This window comes from Streptomyces genisteinicus (genome assembly GCF_014489615.1).
Lineage (GTDB): Bacteria > Actinomycetota > Actinomycetes > Streptomycetales > Streptomycetaceae > Streptomyces > Streptomyces genisteinicus.
Map to the genome: position 1 here is coordinate 6,029,924 of NZ_CP060825.1, position 18,175 is coordinate 6,048,098.

Consider the following 18,175-nt stretch of genomic DNA (forward strand, 5'->3'; position numbering starts at 1 on the left):
AACCTTCCGGTGTCCCGTCCTCGTTCTTCAGTCCCCGCTGCGGGGGCGGGGTGCCGGGGGGAAACTCGCGTGTGGTGTCGCCACGCGTCATGTACTGCTCAGCCACCGTGCCGCCCCAGTCAGTGGGGGTGCGGGATCTCCGCCGGTCAGGCGGTCAAGGAGATGGTTCACGTGTCCGCTACGCCCGTGTTGGCGTTGCGCGGGGTCTCGAAGCGGTTCGGTGCCGTGCAGGCGCTCACCGATGTCGAGCTCGAGGTCCACGCCGGTGAGGTGGTCGCCCTGGTGGGTGACAACGGTGCCGGAAAGTCCACGCTGGTCAAGACGATCGCCGGGGTGCACCCGATCGACGAGGGCGCGATCGAGTGGGAGGGCCGCACGGTGGCCATCACCCGCCCGCACGACGCCCAGAGCCTGGGGATCGCGACGGTCTACCAGGACCTCGCCCTGTGCGACAACATCGATGTCGTCGGCAACCTCTACCTCGGCCGGGAGCTGCGCAAGCGCGGTGTGCTGGACGAGGTGGAGATGGAGCGGCGTGCGCTGGAGCTGCTGAAGACGCTGTCGATCCGGATTCCGAGTGTGCGGATCCCGATCGCGTCGCTGTCGGGCGGTCAGCGTCAGACGGTGGCGATCGCCCGGTCGATGCTGGGTGAGCCGAAGCTGGTGATCCTGGACGAGCCGACCGCGGCGCTGGGCGTGGAGCAGACCGCGCAGGTGCTGGATCTGGTGGAGCGGCTGCGCGAGCGCGGTCACGCGGTGATCCTGATCAGTCACAACATGGCTGATGTGAAGGCCGTGGCGGACAAGGTCGCGGTGCTGCGGCTGGGCCGCAACAACGGGGTGTTCGATGTGAAGTCGACCTCGCAGGAAGAGATCATCTCCGCCATCACCGGGGCCACGGACAACGCCGTGACCCGCCGTGCGGCGCGCAACGCGGAGGTCCAGAAGTGACCAGCCTCGACAAGTCCACCGACACCGCCGCCGCGGGCGGGCCCGTGGTCGGCAACCCGGAGGCGGCGCACGACGCGGTCACCGCGGTCGATCCCCGTCTGCTGGTGCGCGAGCAGGGCCTGAAGGGCTACTGGTCGGAGTTCCGGCGCAAGATGCACGCCGGTGACCTCGGCTCGATCCCGGTCGTCATCGGCCTGATCGTGATCGCGGTCATCTTCCAGAGCATGAACGGGCAGTTCCTGTCCGCGGAGAACCTGTCCAACATCGCCGTCACCATGGTCGCCACCGGCATGATGGCCGTCGGCATCATCTTCGTCCTGCTGCTGGGCGAGATCGACCTGTCGGTGGGCTCCGTGTCCGGCGTCTCCGGCGCCATCGTCGCCGTCCTGTCGGTCACCCACGGCATGAACGAATGGCTCGCCGTCCTCGTCGCCCTCGTGAGCGGCGCCGCGATCGGCGCCCTGCACGGCTTCTTCTTCGCCAAGATCGGCGCCCCCGCCTTCGCCGTCACCCTCGCCGGCCTGCTGTTCTGGCTCGGCTTCATGCTCCAGCTCCTGGGCGAGAACGGCACCATCAACCTCGACGGCGAAGGCGTCGTCGGACAGCTCACCACCTACTACTTCACCGACGTCGCCGCCGCCTACGCCCTCGCCGCCCTCGCCGTCGCCGGCTTCTTCCTCTCCTCCTACCTCGACAACCGCCGCCGCGCAGCAGCCGGCGTCCCCTCCCGCCCCCTGTCCGACATCGTGCTGCGCACCGTCGTCCTCGCGGTGATCGCGTTCGCCGCAGCCGTCATGTTCAACCAGTACAAGGGCCTGCCGCTGGCCCTGGTGCTGTTCCTCGCCGTGCTCGTGATCACCGACTTCACGCTGCGCCGCACCGCCTACGGCCGCAAGATCTTCGCCCTCGGCGGCAGTGTCGAGGCCTCCCGCCGCGCCGGTATCAACGTCACCGCCGTCCGCGTCTCCGTCTTCGCCCTCGCCGGACTCTTCGCCGCCGTCGGCGGACTGTTCTGGGCCTCCAAGATCGCCGCCGCCAACCAGAGCGCCGGCGCCGGCGACCTCCTCATGAACGTCATCGCCGCCGCCGTCATCGGCGGCACCAGCCTCTTCGGCGGCCGCGGACGCACCTGGAACGCCCTCCTGGGCGTCATGGTCATCGTCTCCATCCAGTACGGCCTCGCCCTCGAAGGCATCGCCACCCCCATCCAGTACATGATCACCGGCGGCGTCCTCCTCGCCACCGTCGTCATCGACTCCATCACCCGCAAGACCCAGAAGACCGCAGGCCGCGCCTGACCACCGGTCCCCGTGCCCGGCACCGTCCGACGGTGCCGGGCACGCCTGCGTCCGTGCCACAGCCGTGACACGGAACGCACCGCCGGATGACCAAGATCGCGACCGGAACATTAGACTCGGGCAATCGGCATGCTCGATCAGCTCAATGCAAGGAGGCACGGGTGGCACTGCTTTCCCGAATCAGGGGACCGCGCGACCTGGACCGGCTCGGCCCGGAGCAGCTGGAGCAGCTGGCCGCAGAGATCCGGACCTTCCTCGTGGACGCCGTCTCCAAGACCGGCGGCCACCTGGGACCCAATCTCGGCGTGGTGGAGCTGACGATCGCGCTCCACCGGGTCTTCGACTCGCCCCGCGACAAGGTCCTGTGGGACACCGGGCACCAGAGCTACGTGCACAAGCTGCTCACCGGCCGCCAGGACTTCTCGAAGCTGAAGATGAAGGGCGGCCTCTCCGGCTACCCCTCGCAGGCGGAGTCCGAGCACGACGTCATCGAGAACTCGCACGCCTCCACCGTCCTCGGCTGGGCCGACGGACTGGCCAAGGCCAACGAGGTCCTGAAGAAGGACGACCACGTCGTCGCCGTCATCGGTGACGGCGCCCTCACCGGCGGCATGGCCTGGGAGGCGCTGAACAACATCGCCGCCGCCAAGGACCGCCCGCTGGTGATCGTCGTCAACGACAACGAGCGCTCCTACGCCCCCACCATCGGCGGCCTCGCCAACCACCTGGCCACGCTGCGCACCACCGACGGCTACGAGCGCTTCCTGGCCCGCGGCAAGGACATCCTGGAGCGCACCCCGGTCGTCGGGAAGCCGCTCTACGAGACGCTCCACGGCGCCAAGAAGGGCCTCAAGGACTTCATCGCCCCGCAGGGCATGTTCGAGGACCTCGGGCTGAAGTACGTCGGCCCGATCGACGGCCACGACATCGAGGCCCTGGAGTCCGCGCTCGCCCGCGCCAAGCGCTTCGGCGGCCCGGTCATCGTCCACTGCCTCACCGAGAAGGGCCGCGGCTACCAGCCCGCCCTCGCCGACGAGGCGGACCGCTTCCACGCGGTCGGGAAGATCCACCCCGACACGGGCCTGCCGATCTCGTCCTCCGGCCTCGACTGGACCTCCGTCTTCGGCGAGGAGATGGTCAAGCTCGGCAAGGAGCGCGAGGACGTCGTCGCCATCACGGCGGCCATGCTCCAGCCCGTGGGCCTGGACAAGTTCGCCAAGGCGTACCCCGACCGGGTGTACGACGTCGGCATCGCCGAGCAGCACGGCGCGGTCTCCGCCGCCGGCCTCGCCACCGGCGGCCTCCACCCCGTCTTCGCGGTGTACGCCACCTTCCTGAACCGCGCCTTCGACCAGGTGCTCATGGACGTGGCCCTGCACCGGTGCGGCGTCACCTTCGTCCTCGACCGCGCCGGTGTCACCGGCACCGACGGCGCCTCCCACAACGGCATGTGGGACATGTCGATCCTCCAGGTCGTGCCCGGCCTGCGGATCGCGGCGCCCCGCGACGCCGACCAGGTCCGCGCGCAGCTGCGCGAGGCGGTCGAGGTCGACGACGCGCCCACCGTGGTGCGGTTCTCCAAGGGCGCCGTCGGCCCCGCCGTGAAGGCGGTCGGCACCGCGGGCGGCATGGACGTCCTGCGTGAGGCCGGCACGGAGCGCCCCGACGTCCTGCTGGTCTCGGTCGGCGCCCTGGCCCCGATGTGCCTGGAGATCGCCGGGCTGCTGGACGCCCAGGGGATCTCCACCACGGTCGTCGACCCCCGCTGGGTCAAGCCGGTCGACGAGGCCCTCGCCCCGCTGGCCGAACGGCACCGCGTCGTCGTCACCGTCGAGGACAACAGCCGCGTCGGCGGCGTCGGCTCCGCGATCGCCCAGGCCCTGCGCGACGCGGGCGTGGACGTGCCGCTGCGCGACTTCGGCATCCCGCCGCGCTTCCTCGACCACGCCTCCCGCAAGGAGGTCATGGCGGAGATCGGTCTCACGGCGCCGGACATCGCCCGGCAGGTCACCGGTCTCGTCTCCAAGCTCGACGGACGCGTCGGCAGCGAGGCGGCCGAGCCCGTCCGGGACTGACGCCCCGCCACATCCCGCCCGGGAGCCGGGCGGGACGGAACGCACCGATCGCACGAGCACGACGTGCCGACCACGGGCCGGAGGGACACCCTGTAAGGGTGGTCCCTCCGGCCCATTCGGTTGAACGGGCGCCCTGTGGGTACTCCGCGGACCACCCATCGTCCCGATCATGGCCGGGACGACAAGTGTGGAGGTGCAGCGGTGAGCACAGATACAGACCCATCGGGCGGCCGGAGAGGCGCCTTCCGTACGAAGACGGTCGAGCAGTCGATCAGGGACACGGAGGAGCCGGAGCACGCGCTCAGGAAGTCCCTCTCCGCGCTCGACCTCACGGTGTTCGGCGTCGGTGTCATCATCGGCACCGGCATCTTCGTCCTCACGGGCAAGGTGGCGAAGGAGACGGCGGGGCCGGCGACCGCGCTGGCCTTCGTCGTCGCCGGAGTCGTCTGCGCCCTGGCGGCCCTGTGCTACGCCGAGTTCGCCTCCACCGTGCCGGTGGCCGGCTCCGCGTACACGTTCTCGTACGCCTCGCTCGGCGAGCTGCCCGCCTGGATCATCGGCTGGGACCTCGTCCTGGAGTTCGCGCTCGGCACCGCGGTGGTCGCCGTCGGCTGGTCCGGCTACGTCAGATCGCTGATGGACAACGCGGGGTGGCATCTGCCCGCGGCGCTGGAGGGGCCGGACGTGGCGGGGGGCACCTTCGACCTGCTGGCCTTCCTGCTCATCCTGGTGCTGACGGCGATCCTCGTCGTCGGCATGAAGCTGTCCGCCCGGATCACCGCGGTCGTGGTCGCGATCAAGGTGACCGTGGTCATGATCGTGATCATCGCGGGCCTGTTCTTCATCAAGGCGGACAACTACAAGCCCTTCGTCCCCGAGGCCGAGGGCCAGACCTCCGGCTCCGGCTGGGACGCGCCACTGGTCCAGCTGATGTTCGGCTACGAGCCGACCAACTTCGGCGTCATGGGCATCTTCACCGCCGCCTCGATCGTGTTCTTCGCCTTCATCGGCTTCGACGTGGTGGCCACGGCCGCCGAGGAGACCAAGCTGCCGCAGCGCGACATGCCCCGCGGCATCCTCGGCTCGCTGCTCATCTGCACCGTGCTCTACGTGGCGGTCTCCCTCGTCGTCACCGGGATGCAGCACTACAGCGAGTTGTCGGTGACCGCGCCGCTCGCCGACGCCTTCAAGGCGGTCGGCCATCCGTTCTACGCGGGCGTGATCAGTTTCGGGGCCGCGGTCGGCCTCACGACCGTCTGCATGATCCTGCTGCTGGGCCAGACCCGGGTGTTCTTCGCCATGAGCCGCGACGGACTGCTGCCCCGGTTCTTCTCCAAGACCCACCCGCGCTTCCGCACCCCGTACCGCCCGACGATCCTCCTGGGCGTGGTCATCGCGGTCGTCGCCGGCTTCACCAGCATCAACGAGCTGGCGGCCCTGGTGAACATCGGCACGCTGTTCGCCTTCGTCGTCGTCGCCCTCGGCGTGATCATCCTGCGCCGTACGCGGCCCGACCTGCACCGTGCCTTCCGCACCCCGTGGGTGCCGGTGATCCCGATCCTGTCGATCGCCGCCTCGGTGTGGCTGATGCTCAACCTGCCGTCCGAGACCTGGTTCCGGTTCGCGGTGTGGATGCTCCTCGGCTGCGTCGTGTACGTCCTCTACGGGCGCAAGCACAGCCGCCTCGGGCAGGCGGGCCGGGACGCCCGCTACTGAGCGGCTGACACGGCCCCGGAGCCCGGCGGGCCCCCGGCCGGACCGTCCTGCGCACTCAGCGGCGGCGGACCGACCGGGGGCCCGCGCAGCGTGCGCCGTGGGCGGTGACCCGCCGGCGCAGTTCCCGGTCGGCGGTGACCACGACACACGGGCGGCCCTCCCGTCCGGCACGCGCCGCGAGCTCGGCGACGGTGTCGTCGCCGCTGCCGGGCGCCGCCTCGACCAGCACGCCGGGCACCGGCGCCACGGAACGGGCGGCCCCCTCGACGACCAGCACGACGGTCACCGGGCCGGACACGGCCGACTGGCCGTCCGGGGCCGCCAGCGCGTCCCTCAGGCGCTCGGCGGCGGCGCGCCGGTCGCGCCACCAGCCGTCCGGTACCGAGCCCACGACGTTGGCCGCGTCCACGACGAGCAGGGTGTCCATCCGGCCAGCTTCCCAGGAACGGCCCCCGGCGGTGAAAATCGGGGTCGGCGTTCCGGTGGCGTCCGGGGACTGGGACACTGTGGGGTGGTGACCGAACACCCACTCGACCCTTTCAGACGCGATGGACTGCCATGGCTACTGCGCCCGTGACGACTCCCCCCGACAGCGGACCCCAGGGCTCCCCCCAGGTCTCCGGACGCTGGCTCACCCGGGGGAGGGACGGCCGGCTCTCCCTCTTCCTGCCCGGTGAGCAGGAGGTGGTGCGCTGGACGGAGCACGCCTCCGGCTGGCAGGGGCCCGACCGGCTGCCGGCGCCCGGCGTGCTGCCCCGGGTCACCCTCGCCCAGGGCGAGGACGGCTATGTCCACCTCGTCGGCGGGCGGCGCACCGCCGACGGGAACCTGGAGCTGGTGCACGCGGTCCAGTTCCAGACCGGCCGCCCCATGCTGGGCTGGACGTCCCTCGGCCACCCCAACCGGATCGCGAAGTGGACGGGGGACCTCACCGCCGTCGTCGACGGGGCCGGCCGTCTGTGCGTGGCCCTCAAGAACGGCGGCGGGGGTGTGAGCGTCCGCCTCCAGCAGACCAACGGCGGCTGGGGGCGCTGGCAGGACCTCGGCGGCCGGCGCGTCCGCGAGACCATCGCCGCCGCCGTCGACGGGGAGGGGCTGGTCGAGCTGTTCGTCGCGGACGCGACGTCCGTCGGCCGCTGGATCCAGGAGAAGCCCGGCGCCCCCTTCACGGCGGCCGAGAAGCTCACCGTGACGACCACCCCCGCGGTCTTCTCCGCGCTCACCACGCAGGACGGCGAGGTCGTGCTGTTCTTCAGCGACGAGGACTCCACCGTCCGCCGCTGGGCGCCGGGCCGTGAGGAGGACGCCCGGCTGCTCCTGGAGGCCGCCGGTCCCGGCCCGCTGGTCCCGGCCGTGACGGCCATCGACGGCCACCCCTGCACGGTCCTCGCCCAGGAGACCGCGGACGGCGAGGTGGCGTTCGCCGCCTACCCGACCGGCAACGAGGACGCGGGCGCCTGGTGGACGCCCACGGAGCCCGGTGCCGGCCGCGGCCTGTCGCTCGCCCTGTGCCCGCGCGGCGACCAGGGGCTGGTCGCTGTGGTCCTGCCGCCCGGCGGGCAGCCGCTCCTCAACCGGCAGAAGACGGCGGAGGGCGGCTTCGCCCTCGGGCGCTGGAAGCCGCTGGACTGACGCCGCCCGCGGCCGGGCCGGCACGGGCGGCGGCCCGGTGCCCGTGCCCGGCCGCCGGGCCGTGCGCCGCGCCCCGTGAACGACGGCCGGGCCGTACGGGAGACTCCCGTACGGCCCGGCCTCTGTCCGCTCCTGCTACGCGGGCACGCTCGCGACGCCCGGCGCGAGGAACGGCTTGCCGTTCACGCGCTCCGAGACACCCTCGCGGTCCAGGTACGGCGTGATGCCGCCCAGGTGGAAGGGCCAGCCCGCGCCGGTGATCAGGCAGAGGTCGATGTCCTGCGCCTCGGCGACGACACCCTCCTCCAGCATCAGGCCGATCTCCTCGGCGACGGCGTCCAGAACGCGGTCGCGGACCTGCTCCTCGGTCAGGACGGTGTCGCCCTGCTTCAGGAGCGCGGCGACCTCCGGGTCCAGCTCCGGCCGGCCGGAGTCGTAGACGTAGAAGCCCCGCTTGCCGGCCTCGACGACGGCCTTCAGGTTGGGGGAGACGGTGAAGCGCTCCGGGAAGGCGCGGTTCAGGGTCTCGGAGACGTGCAGGCCGATCGCCGGGCCCACGAGCTCCAGCAGCACCAGCGGCGACATCGGCAGGCCGAGCGGCTCGACGGCCTTCTCGGCGGTGGCCACCGGGGTGCCCTCGTCGATGACGTTCTGGATCTCGCCCATGAAGCGGGTGAGGATGCGGTTCACGACGAACGCCGGGGCGTCCTTGGTGAGGACCGCGGTCTTCTTCAGCTTCTTCGCGACGCCGAACGCGGTGGCGAGGGACGCCTCGTCCGTCTGCTCGCCGCGGACGATCTCCAGCAGCGGGAGGATCGCGACCGGGTTGAAGAAGTGGAAGCCGACGACCCGCTCCGGGTGCTTCAGCTTCGACGCCATCTCGGAGACCGACAGCGAGGAGGTGTTGGTGGCGAGGATCGCGTGCGCCGGGGCGACCGCCTCGACCTCCGCGAACACCTTCTGCTTGACGGACATCTCCTCGAACACGGCCTCGATGACGAAGTCCGCGTCCGCGAAGCCCTCGGCCTTGTCGAGCACACCGGAGACCAGGGCCTTCAGACGGTTGGCCTTGTCCTGGTTGATGCGGCCCTTGCCGAGCAGCTTCTCGATCTCGGCGTGGACGTAGCCCACGCCCTTGTCGACGCGCTCCTGGTCGATGTCGGTCAGCACGACCGGCACCTCGAGGCGGCGCAGGAAGAGCAGGGCGAGCTGCGAGGCCATCAGACCGGCGCCGACGACACCGACCTTGGTGACCGGGCGGGCCAGCGACTTGTCCGGGGCGCCGGCGGGGCGCTTGCCGCGCTTCTGCACCAGGTTGAAGGCGTAGATGCCGGAGCGCAGCTCGCCGCCCATGATGAGGTCGGCGAGGGCCTGGTCCTCGGCGTCGAAGCCCTTCTGGAGGTCGCCGTCCTTGGCGGCCTCGATGATGTCGAGGGCGCGGTAGGCGGCGGGGGCGGCGCCGTGCACCTTGGAGTCGGCGACGAGGCGGCCCTTGGCGACCGCCGCGTCCCAGGCCTCGCCGCGGTCCACGTCGGGACGCTCGACGACGGTCTCGCCCTTGAGGACGGAAGCCGTCCAGATCAGCGACTGCTCCAGGAAGTCGGCGCCCTCGAAGATGGCGTCGGCGATGCCGAGGTCGAAGACCTGGCCGCCCTTGAGCTGCTTGTTCTGGTTCAGCGAGTTCTCGATGACGACCGAGACGGCCTTCTCGGCGCCGATCAGGTTCGGCAGGATGGTGCAGCCGCCCCAGCCCGGGACGAGGCCGAGGAAGACCTCGGGCAGCGAGAAGGCGGGGATCGCCTTGGAGACGGTGCGGTAGGCGCAGTGCAGGCCGATCTCGACACCGCCGCCCATCGCGGCGCCGTTGTAGTACGCGAAGGTCGGCACGGCGAGGCCGGACAGACGCTTGAACACGTCGTGGCCGCCCTTGCCGATCGCCAGCGCGTCGGAGTGCTGCTTCAGCAGCTCGACGCCCTTGAGGTCGGCGCCGACCGCGAAGATGAACGGCTTGCCGGTGACGCCGACGCCCACGATGGAGCCCTCGGCGGCCTCCTTCTCGACCTGGTCGAGGGCGGCGTTCAGGTTGGCCAGGGACTGCGGGCCGACGGTGGTCGGCTTGGTGTGGTCGTGGCCGTTGTCCAGCGTGATGAGCGCGAAGCGCCCGGCGCCGGCGGGGAGGTCGAGGTGGCGCACGTGCGCCTGCGTCACGACCTCGTCGGGGAACAGCTCGGCCGCACCCTTCAGAAGCTCAGCGGTGGTGCTCACTTGTCCCCCTCGAAGTGCGGGTTCTCCCAGATGACCGTCGCGCCCATGCCGAAGCCGACGCACATGGTGGTGAGGCCGTAGCGGACCTCGGGCTGGTCCTCGAACTGCCGGGCGAGCTGCGTCATCAGACGCACGCCGGAGGAGGCCAGCGGGTGGCCGAAGGCGATGGCCCCGCCGTACTGGTTGACGCGGGCGTCGTCGTCGGCGATGCCGTAGTGCTCCAGGAAGGCGAGCACCTGCACGGCGAAGGCCTCGTTGATCTCGAAGAGACCGATGTCCGAGATGGACAGGCCCGCCTGGGCGAGCGCCTTCTCGGTGGCCGGGATCGGGCCGTAGCCCATGACCTCGGGCTCGACTCCGGCGAAGGAGTACGCGACCAGGCGCATCTTGACCGGGAGGTTGTTCTCCCGGGCGAAGTCCTCGGAGGCGATGAGCGAGGCGGTGGCGCCGTCGTTCAGGCCGGCCGCGTTGCCCGCGGTGACGCGGCCGTGGACACGGAACGGCGTCTTCAGGCCGGCCAGCGACTCCATGGTCGTGCCCGGGCGCATCGGCTCGTCGGCGGTGACCAGGCCCCAGCCGGTCTCGCCGGCCTCGGGGTTGGTGCGGCGCACGGAGACCGGCACCAGGTCCTGCTGGATCTTGCCGTCGGCGTACGCCTTGGCGGCCTTCTCCTGCGAGCGCACGGCGTACTCGTCGGCGCGCTGCTTGGTGATGGTCGGGTAGCGGTCGTGCAGGTTCTCGGCGGTCATGCCCATGAACAGGGCGGACTCGTCGACCAGCTTCTCGCTCACGAACCGCGGGTTCGGGTCGACGCCCTCGCCCATCGGGTGGCGGCCCATGTGCTCGACACCGCCGGCCACGGCGACGTCGTACGCGCCGAAGGCCACGCTGCCCGCGACCGAGGTCACGGCGGTGAGGGCGCCCGCGCACATGCGGTCGATGGAGTAGCCCGGCACGGACTGCGGCAGCCCGGCGAGGATGCCGGCGGTGCGGCCGATGGTCAGACCCTGGTCGCCGATCTGGGTGGTCGCGGCGATCGCGACCTCGTCGATCTTCTTGGGGTCGAGCGCCGGGTTGCGGCGCAGCAGCTCCCGGATGGCCTTGACGACGAGATCGTCGGCGCGGGTCTCGTGGTAGATGCCCTTCGGGCCCGCCTTGCCGAACGGGGTGCGGACGCCGTCGACGAAGACGACGTCCCTGACGGTACGAGGCACGATGGCTCTCCTCCAGGGTGCGGGGTGGCACTGCTGCGGCACACACGCCTGAGCGTGCGCTTGCTCGTCTCATGCTACTTGTGGGTAACCAGGCTGCCCACCCCCTGGGGCGGGAGCGGCGAAGGTCACACCCCGTAGTGGCTGTCCCCGCACGGGCGGGCCGCCGAAACAGCGACACGCCGTCGCGCGGGGACCGCCGCTCAGCTGCCCGGATCCGGGCCGGAGGGGGGCTGCCCGGAGGGTGCGGCGGCCTTCGGAGCGGCCCGCAGGGCCTGGCGCACGGACCAGGCGACGGCCACCAGCGGTACGGCGGCCACCGCGCCGATCACCCCGGCGGCCACCGCGCCCCCGATCACGGCCAGCGCCACGACCACGGGGTGCAGCCGGACCGCCCAGCTCATCACGATCGGGTGCAGCAGATGCCCCTCGATCTGCCCGATCACCACGATCAGCGCCACCACGATCCCGGCCACCAGCGGTCCCTTGGCCGCCAGCGCCACCACCGCCGCGACCGCGAGCGCGATGGGCGACCCGATGAGCGGGACGAACGCGGCGACGAACTCCAGGAGCGCCAGCGGCACGGCCAGCGGCACACCGAGCGCGTACAGGGCGATGCCGACCAGGACCGCGTTGACCGCGGCCACGAGCAGGATGCCGTGGGTGTAGCCGGTGAACGTGCGCCAGGCCGCGGCCCCGGCGACCGACACCCTCTCGCGGGCCCCAGGGGGCAGCTCGTCCCGGAACCACGCCCACTGCCGGTCCCCGGAGTGGATGAAGAAGACCGAGCAGAACACCGCGAGCGCGAGCACCGTCAGCACCTCCACCAGGCGGTCCGCCCCGCTGATCGCGGTGCTGATGACCGTGGAGCGGTGGCTGGACAGGAACTGGCCGATGCGGTGCCGGAGATCCCCGAGGGCTTCCGGGTTCAGCCGGAACGGCGGCTGCTCCAGCCAGCGCTCGATCCGGTCGATCCCGGTGGCGAACTCGTCCACCAGCCTCGCCCGCTCGCCCGCCACCGCCTCGCCGACCAGCGCGCCGAGCCCGAGGAGCAGCAGCAGGCTGCCGATCAGGGACACGGCCACCGCCGCGGGCCTCGGCATCCAGCGGGACAGCAGGCCCGCCACCGGGCGGAGCACGGCGGTGATCACCAGCCCGAGGAAGACGGCGACACCGAGTTTGTGGAACCGGCCGAGCAGGGAGAAGACGCCGAACACCAGCGCGCCCACGACGATGATCCGCCAGGACCAGGCGGCCGCGGAGCGCAGTGCCCCGGGCACGCGCGGCGCGTCGCGCCCGCGCGGTGGCGGGGCCGGGTGTGCGGGGTGGTCCGGAGTGCTGGACATCTCCAGCACGTACCACCGGGCGGCCCGCGCCCCACGCGAGGGGGGTGCGGTTCGCCCGAAGGCACGGATCCGGTGGCCCCGTCCGGGGCCGCGGGCCACGGACAGGGCTGCGGGCTACGAGCCCTGCGGCCGGACGGAGAGGGCCTTGAGGAGCGGCGGCGTGGTCAGCCGCACCTGCCAGGCGCGGGCGCCGAGTGCGGTGAGCGCGCCGGCGACCGTGTCCGGGTCGAGGGGGGAGGGCGGCTCCCAGCAGACCCGGCGGACCGTGTCGGGGGAGAGCAGGTTCTCCTGGGGCATGGCCAGCTCCTCGGCGAGCGCCGTGACCGCGGCGCGGGCCGCCGACAGCCGGGCGGCCGCCGCCGGGTCCTTGTCCGCCCAGGAACGCGGCGGGGGCGGTCCGGACACGGACTGGCCGGGCTGCGGCAGCTCCGCGTCGGGGAGCGCCTTCGCCCGGTCCACGGCCGCCTGCCACTGCTCCAGCTGCCGGCGGCCCGTGCGCTGCCCGAACCCGGGCAGGGCCATGAGCGCCTGGACGCCCGCGGGCAGGGCCAGGGCCGCCTCGACGATCGCCGCGTCGCCCAGCACCTTGCCGGGGGAGACGTCGCGTCGCTGCGCGATCCGGTCGCGGGTGTTCCACAGTTCGCGCACGACGGCCATCTGCCGGCGGCGGCGCACCTTGTGCATCCCCGAAGTGCGGCGCCAGGGGTCCTTGCGCGGCGGCGCGGGCGGTGCGGAGGCGATGGCGTCGAACTCCTCCAGGGCCCACTCCAGCTTCCCCTGCCGGTCCAGCTCCTTCTCCAGCGCGTCGCGCAGGTCGACCAAGAGCTCGACGTCGAGTGCCGCGTACCGCAGCCAGGGTTCCGGGAGCGGGCGGGTCGACCAGTCGACCGCCGAGTGCCCCTTCTCCAGCGCGTAGCCGAGCACGCTCTCGACCATCGCCCCCAGGCCGACCCGCGGGAAGCCCGCGAGCCGCCCGGCGAGCTCGGTGTCGAACAGGCGGGTGGGGCGCATGCCTATGTCCCGCAGGCACGGGAGGTCCTGGGTGGCGGCGTGCAGGATCCACTCGGTGCCGTCGAGCGCGGCGCCGAGGCCGGACAGGTCCGGGCAGCCGACGGGGTCGATCAGTGCCGTCCCGGCTCCCTCGCGGCGCAGCTGCACGAGGTAGGCGCGCTGGCCGTAGCGGTAGCCCGACGCGCGTTCCGCGTCGACGGCGACGGGGCCGGATCCGGCGGCGAAGGCGGCGGTCACCGCGGCGAGGGACTCCTCGTCGGCGACGACGGGCGGGATGCCTTCACGGGGCTCCAGCAGCGGAACGGGCAGTCCACCGGCAGGGACGCCGTTGTCCGGGGGAGCGCCCCCGGTGGTTCGCAGTGATGGCTGCTCTGCGGTCTCTTGGGCGTCGGTCACGTGTCAAGGGTATCCGTCGGCGGAAGACGCCCGCCGACGGAACGTTCCGTCGGCGGGCGTGGGGGCGGGGCGGGGGGATCAGTGGATGATTCCGGTGCGCAGGGCGACGGCCACCATGCCGGCCCGGTCGCCCGTGCCGAGCTTGCGGGCGATGCGGGCGAGGTGGCTCTTGACGGTCAGGGCGGACAGCCCCATGGAGACGCCGATCGCCTTGTTCGACTGGCCCTCCGCCACCAGGCGCAGGACCTCGACCTCGCGGCCGGACAGCTCGCGGTAGCCGCCCGGGTGGCTCGGGGTACCCGGGGGGCGGCGGTGCATCCGGCCGGCCGCGGCGCCGATGGGGGCGGCGCCGGGACGGGTGGGGTGGCCGATGTTGGTCCGCGTGCCGGTGACGACGTAGCCCTTGACGCCGCCGGCGAGGGCGTTGCGGACGGCGCCGATGTCGTCGGCGGCGGACAGGGCGAGTCCGTTGGGCCAGCCCGCGGCGCGGGTCTCGGACAGCAGGGTCAGCCCGGAACCGTCGGGCAGATGGACGTCGGCCACGCAGATGTCGCGCGGGTTGCCGACGCGGGGACGTGCCTCCGCGATGGACGAAGCCTCGATCACGTCGCGCACTCCGAGCGCCCACAGGTGGCGGGTGACGGTGGAACGGACGCGTGGGTCGGCCACGACGACCATGGCCGTCGGCTTGTTCGGGCGGTAGGCGACCAGGCTTGCGGGCTGCTCGAGAAGAACGGACACCAGGCCTCCTGGAAGGTGCGGGACGGGGCCGGCTCGGGGAGTAAGCCGGGGCGAACCGTGCAGTTAGGTCACTGACCTCTTCGGCACCGAACCCGTCCGCCTTTAGAGAATGATCACGATTTAGTGAGGAACAATTCGGGCAAATCGGATGCGTGATCGATCATGGTACGGACGGGCCGTGCTTCCGCGCGGTCCGCGGCCAGTGTCCTGGGGCCGCCGGTCGTGCCGGCTCAGGGCTGCTGCGGACCGCGCCGCTGGGGCAGCGACACCACGCCCGTCGCCCGGTCCGCCGCACCCGACGGGGACGGCGGCAGCCCGGCGACCTGGCAGAGCAGATCGCACCAGGCCGCGAGGTGTGCGGCGGCGTCCGGCACCCCGCCCGGCCCCTCCGCCGGGGTCCACGAGGCGCGGATCTCGATCTGCGTCGCAGGACGGCGCTCGGAGAGTCCACCGAAATAGTGAGACCCCGCGCGGGTGACGGTCCCGCTCGGCTGCCCGCAGGCGAGCCCGCGGGCCTCCAGCGCGCCCGTCAGCCACGACCAGCAGACCTCCGGCAGCAGCGGGTCCGCGGCCATCTCCGGCTCCAGCTCGGCCCGCACCAGGGTCACCAGCCGGAAGGAGCCCTGCCAGGCGTCGTGCCCGGCCGGGTCGTGCAGCAGGACCAGCCGGCCGTCGGCGAGGTCCTCCTCGCCGTCGACCACCGCCGCCTCCAGGGCGTACGCGTGCGGCGCCAGCTTCTGCGGAGCCCTGGTCTGTTCGATCTCCATCTCCGGCCGCAGCCGCGCCGAGCGCAGCGCCTCGACCGCCGCGTGAAAGGCCGGCGGCACGGCATCCTGCTCCGCGCGTTCCGTCGCGCCGACGCCGTTGGAATGATCGGAGAAATGTCCCTGAGCCGCAGCCATGCGGGGAAGAGTAGGCGGAACGGCGGCTCCGCGCAGGGAGGACACCCGGCCGGGGGCGGCCGGTTGTCCCGTACGTGCGAAGATTCGGTGCGTGAGCGCCAACGACCTTCCCCACGCCCGAGGCTCCGCCCGCACGGGGGACACCCCGGCCGCGGCCCGGCAGACCGAGACCCACGACTCCGCGTTCCTCAGGGCGTGCCGCCGCGAGGAGGTGCCGCACACCCCCGTCTGGTTCATGCGTCAGGCCGGACGCTCACTCCCCGAGTACCTGAAGGTCCGCGAGGGCATCGGGATGCTCGACTCCTGCATGCGCCCCGAGCTGGTCACCGAGATCACCCTCCAGCCCGTGCGGCGCCACAAGGTCGACGCCGCCATCTACTTCAGCGACATCGTGGTCCCGCTGAAGGCCATCGGCGTCGACCTCGACATCAAGCCCGGCGTGGGCCCCGTCGTCGCGGAGCCGATCCGCACGCGCGCCGACCTCGCACGGCTGCGCGACCTCACCCCGGAGGACGTCCACTACGTCACCGAGGCCATCGGGATGCTCACCCGCGAACTCGGCCCGACCCCCCTCATCGGCTTCGCGGGAGCGCCCTACACCCTCGCCAGCTACCTGGTCGAGGGCGGCCCGTCCCGCAACCACGAGAACACCAAGGCGCTGATGTACGGCGACCCGCAGCTGTGGGCCGACCTGCTCGACCGCCTCGCCGGCATCACCGCCGCCTTCCTCAAGGTCCAGATCGAGGCCGGCGCCTCGGCGGTGCAGCTGTTCGACTCGTGGGTGGGCTCGCTCGCCCCCGCCGACTACCGTCGCTCGGTCATGCCGGCGTCCGTGAAGGTCTTCGACGCCGTCGCCCCCTACGGTGTGCCCCGCATCCACTTCGGCGTGGGCACCGGCGAACTCCTCGGCCTGATGGGCGAGGCGGGCGCGGACGTCGTCGGCGTCGACTGGCGCGTCCCGATGGACGAGGCCGCCCGCCGCGTCGGCCCCGGCAAGGCGCTCCAGGGCAACCTCGACCCGGCCGTCCTGTTCTCCACCCCGGAGGCCGTCCGCGCGAAGACCCGCGAAGTCCTCGACGCGGCGGCCGGGCTGGAGGGCCACATCTTCAACCTCGGGCACGGGGTGCTCCCCACGACCGACCCGGACACGCTGACCCGCCTGGTCGCCGACGTCCACGAGAGCACCGCGCGCTGACCCCCGCGGCACGGGCGGGGCGGTCCACCGGCACGGTGGACCGCCCCGCCCGTTCACGCCCCCGCGCGCCGTACGGCGGCGACCGCCTTGCGGGCGGCCACCAGCACCGGGTCCCAGACGGGTGAGAACGGGGGCGCGTAGCCGAGGTCCAGCGCGGTCATCGCCTCCACCGTCATCGACGCCGTCAGGGCGACCGCCGCGACGTCGACCCGTTTCGCCGCGCCTTCCCGGCCGACGATCTGCACCCCCAGCAGCCGGCCCGTGCGGAACTCCGCCAGCATCTTGACGGTCATCGGGGCCGCCCCCGGGAAGTAGCCGGCCCGGCTGGTGGACTCCACGGTCGCCGTCACGTACCGCAGACCGGCCGCGCGGGCGTCCTTCTCGCGCAGCCCCGTGCGGGCGATCTCCAGGTCGCAGACCTTGCTGACGGCCGTGCCGACCACTCCCGGGAAGGTGGCGTAGCCGCCCGCCGCGTTCGAGCCGATGACCTGGCCGTGCTTGTTGGCGTGGGTGCCCAGCGCGATGTGGCGCTCCCGCCCGGAGACCAGGTCGAGCACCTCCACGCAGTCGCCGCCCGCCCAGACGGCGTCCCGGCCGCGCACCCGCATCGACAGATCGGTCAGCAGCCCGCCGTGGTCGCCCAGCGGCAGACCGGCCGCCCGTGCCAGGGCGGTCTCCGGCTCGACGCCGATGCCGAGCACCACCACGTCCGCCGGGTACTCGGCGTCCTGCGTCGCGACCGCGCGCACCCTGCCGTCGTCGCCCGTCAGCACGCCGGTGACGGCGGCGCCGGTGACCGTCGTGATGCCCATCCGGGTCATCGCCTCGTGGACCAGGCGCCCCATGTCCGGGTCGAGCGTCGACATCGGCTGCTCGGAGCGGTCGACGACGGTCACCTCGAAGCCGTGCCGCAGCAGTGCCTCCGCCATCTCCACCCCGATGTACCCGGCGCCGATGACGACCGCGCGCCGCCCCGTGGCCCGGGACAGCGTGTCGAGGAGCGCCCGTCCGTCGTCCAGGGTCTGCACGCCGTGCACCCCGGGCGCGTCGATGCCGGGCAGCGCCGGACGCACCGGTCGCGCCCCGGTCGCGATGACCAGCTTGTCGAACCCCGTCCACGACTCGGCGCCGGACTCCAGGTCGAGCGAACGGACCCGGCCGCCCGCCAGGTCCAGTTCGGTCACCTCGGTGCGCATCCGCAGATCGATGTCGCGGGACCGGTGCTCCGCGGGGGAGCGGGCGATGAGCCGGTCCGGGCCCTCGACGTCACCGGCCACCCAGTACGGGATGCCGCAGGCCGAGTACGAGCTGTAGTGGCCGCGTTCGAAGGCCACGATCTCCAGTTCGTCCCGGCCCTTGGTCCTGCGTGCCTGCGACGCGGCGGACATGCCGGCCGCGTCGCCCCCCACGATCACCAGTCGCTCCGTCGTCATGGG

General features: G+C 72.4%; 14 protein-coding genes. 6 read left to right on the plus strand and 8 right to left on the minus strand.

The genetic code is table 11. The annotated features are described in order from the left end of the window. Positions 1 to 162 precede the first annotated feature (162 nt). The 4 genes from IAG43_RS25915 to IAG43_RS25930 all read left to right on the plus strand — a co-directional run bounded on the left by IAG43_RS25915 (position 163) and on the right by IAG43_RS25930 (position 6,040). Complete coding sequence (locus tag IAG43_RS25915) at positions 163 to 951, plus strand: ATP-binding cassette domain-containing protein (protein ID WP_187739177.1); 789 nt, start codon at positions 163 to 165, stop codon at positions 949 to 951. After that, positions 948 to 2,249 carry a sugar ABC transporter permease gene (locus IAG43_RS25920; RefSeq protein ID WP_187739178.1) on the plus strand — a complete coding sequence of 434 codons (1,302 nt, stop codon included), beginning with the start codon at positions 948 to 950 and terminating at the stop codon, positions 2,247 to 2,249. The genes IAG43_RS25915 and IAG43_RS25920 overlap by 4 nt, the downstream gene beginning before the upstream one ends. Before the next feature lie 161 nt (positions 2,250 to 2,410). Continuing rightward, the gene (gene dxs / locus IAG43_RS25925) at positions 2,411 to 4,324 is read left to right on the plus strand and encodes a 1-deoxy-D-xylulose-5-phosphate synthase (RefSeq protein ID WP_187743080.1); all 1,914 of its coding nucleotides are present in this window, start codon (positions 2,411 to 2,413) and stop codon (positions 4,322 to 4,324) included. 201 nt (positions 4,325 to 4,525) lie between these two features. Then, positions 4,526 to 6,040, plus strand: a complete 1,515-nt coding sequence (locus tag IAG43_RS25930; protein WP_187743081.1) for an amino acid permease — start codon at positions 4,526 to 4,528, stop codon at positions 6,038 to 6,040. Between the two features lie 55 nt (positions 6,041 to 6,095). Here IAG43_RS25930 and IAG43_RS25935 read toward each other — a convergent pair whose 3' ends face one another. Continuing rightward, positions 6,096 to 6,467 (minus strand): PIN domain-containing protein, encoded by a 372-nt coding sequence (locus IAG43_RS25935; RefSeq protein ID WP_187743082.1) that lies wholly within the window; start codon positions 6,465 to 6,467, stop codon positions 6,096 to 6,098. Between the two features lie 146 nt (positions 6,468 to 6,613). Between IAG43_RS25935 and IAG43_RS25940 the strand changes: the two genes are divergently transcribed. Then, the gene (locus IAG43_RS25940; RefSeq protein ID WP_246574566.1) at positions 6,614 to 7,672 is read left to right on the plus strand and encodes a PLL family lectin; all 1,059 of its coding nucleotides are present in this window, start codon (positions 6,614 to 6,616) and stop codon (positions 7,670 to 7,672) included. A 135-nt stretch (positions 7,673 to 7,807) separates the two neighbouring features. Here IAG43_RS25940 and IAG43_RS25945 read toward each other — a convergent pair whose 3' ends face one another. The 6 genes from IAG43_RS25945 to IAG43_RS25970 all read right to left on the minus strand — a co-directional run bounded on the left by IAG43_RS25945 (position 7,808) and on the right by IAG43_RS25970 (position 15,544). Then, positions 7,808 to 9,937, minus strand: a complete 2,130-nt coding sequence (locus tag IAG43_RS25945) for a 3-hydroxyacyl-CoA dehydrogenase NAD-binding domain-containing protein (RefSeq protein ID WP_187743084.1) — start codon at positions 9,935 to 9,937, stop codon at positions 7,808 to 7,810. After that, positions 9,934 to 11,151 carry a thiolase family protein gene (locus IAG43_RS25950; RefSeq protein WP_187743085.1) on the minus strand — a complete coding sequence of 406 codons (1,218 nt, stop codon included), beginning with the start codon at positions 11,149 to 11,151 and terminating at the stop codon, positions 9,934 to 9,936. The genes IAG43_RS25945 and IAG43_RS25950 overlap by 4 nt, the downstream gene beginning before the upstream one ends. 200 nt (positions 11,152 to 11,351) lie before the next feature. Further along, positions 11,352 to 12,494 (minus strand): AI-2E family transporter, encoded by a 1,143-nt coding sequence (locus tag IAG43_RS25955; RefSeq protein ID WP_187743086.1) that lies wholly within the window; start codon positions 12,492 to 12,494, stop codon positions 11,352 to 11,354. A gap of 114 nt (positions 12,495 to 12,608) precedes the next feature. After that, complete coding sequence (locus IAG43_RS25960) at positions 12,609 to 13,901, minus strand: ribonuclease D (protein WP_187743087.1); 1,293 nt, start codon at positions 13,899 to 13,901, stop codon at positions 12,609 to 12,611. A 78-nt stretch (positions 13,902 to 13,979) separates the two neighbouring features. Further along, the gene (locus tag IAG43_RS25965) at positions 13,980 to 14,642 is read right to left on the minus strand and encodes a helix-turn-helix transcriptional regulator (RefSeq protein WP_018847923.1); all 663 of its coding nucleotides are present in this window, start codon (positions 14,640 to 14,642) and stop codon (positions 13,980 to 13,982) included. Between the two features lie 230 nt (positions 14,643 to 14,872). Next, complete coding sequence (locus IAG43_RS25970) at positions 14,873 to 15,544, minus strand: DUF3000 domain-containing protein (protein WP_187743088.1); 672 nt, start codon at positions 15,542 to 15,544, stop codon at positions 14,873 to 14,875. 91 nt (positions 15,545 to 15,635) lie between these two features. On the opposite strand from IAG43_RS25970, the gene hemE reads away from it, so the two are divergent. Continuing rightward, complete coding sequence (gene hemE / locus IAG43_RS25975) at positions 15,636 to 16,739, plus strand: uroporphyrinogen decarboxylase (protein WP_187743089.1); 1,104 nt, start codon at positions 15,636 to 15,638, stop codon at positions 16,737 to 16,739. A 53-nt stretch (positions 16,740 to 16,792) separates the two neighbouring features. Here the strand turns inward: hemE and IAG43_RS25980 are convergent, their stop codons facing one another. After that, a complete protein-coding gene (locus IAG43_RS25980; RefSeq protein WP_187743090.1) occupies positions 16,793 to 18,172 on the minus strand; it encodes an FAD-dependent oxidoreductase in 1,380 nt (459 codons plus the stop codon). Positions 18,173 to 18,175: the final 3 nt, after the last annotated feature.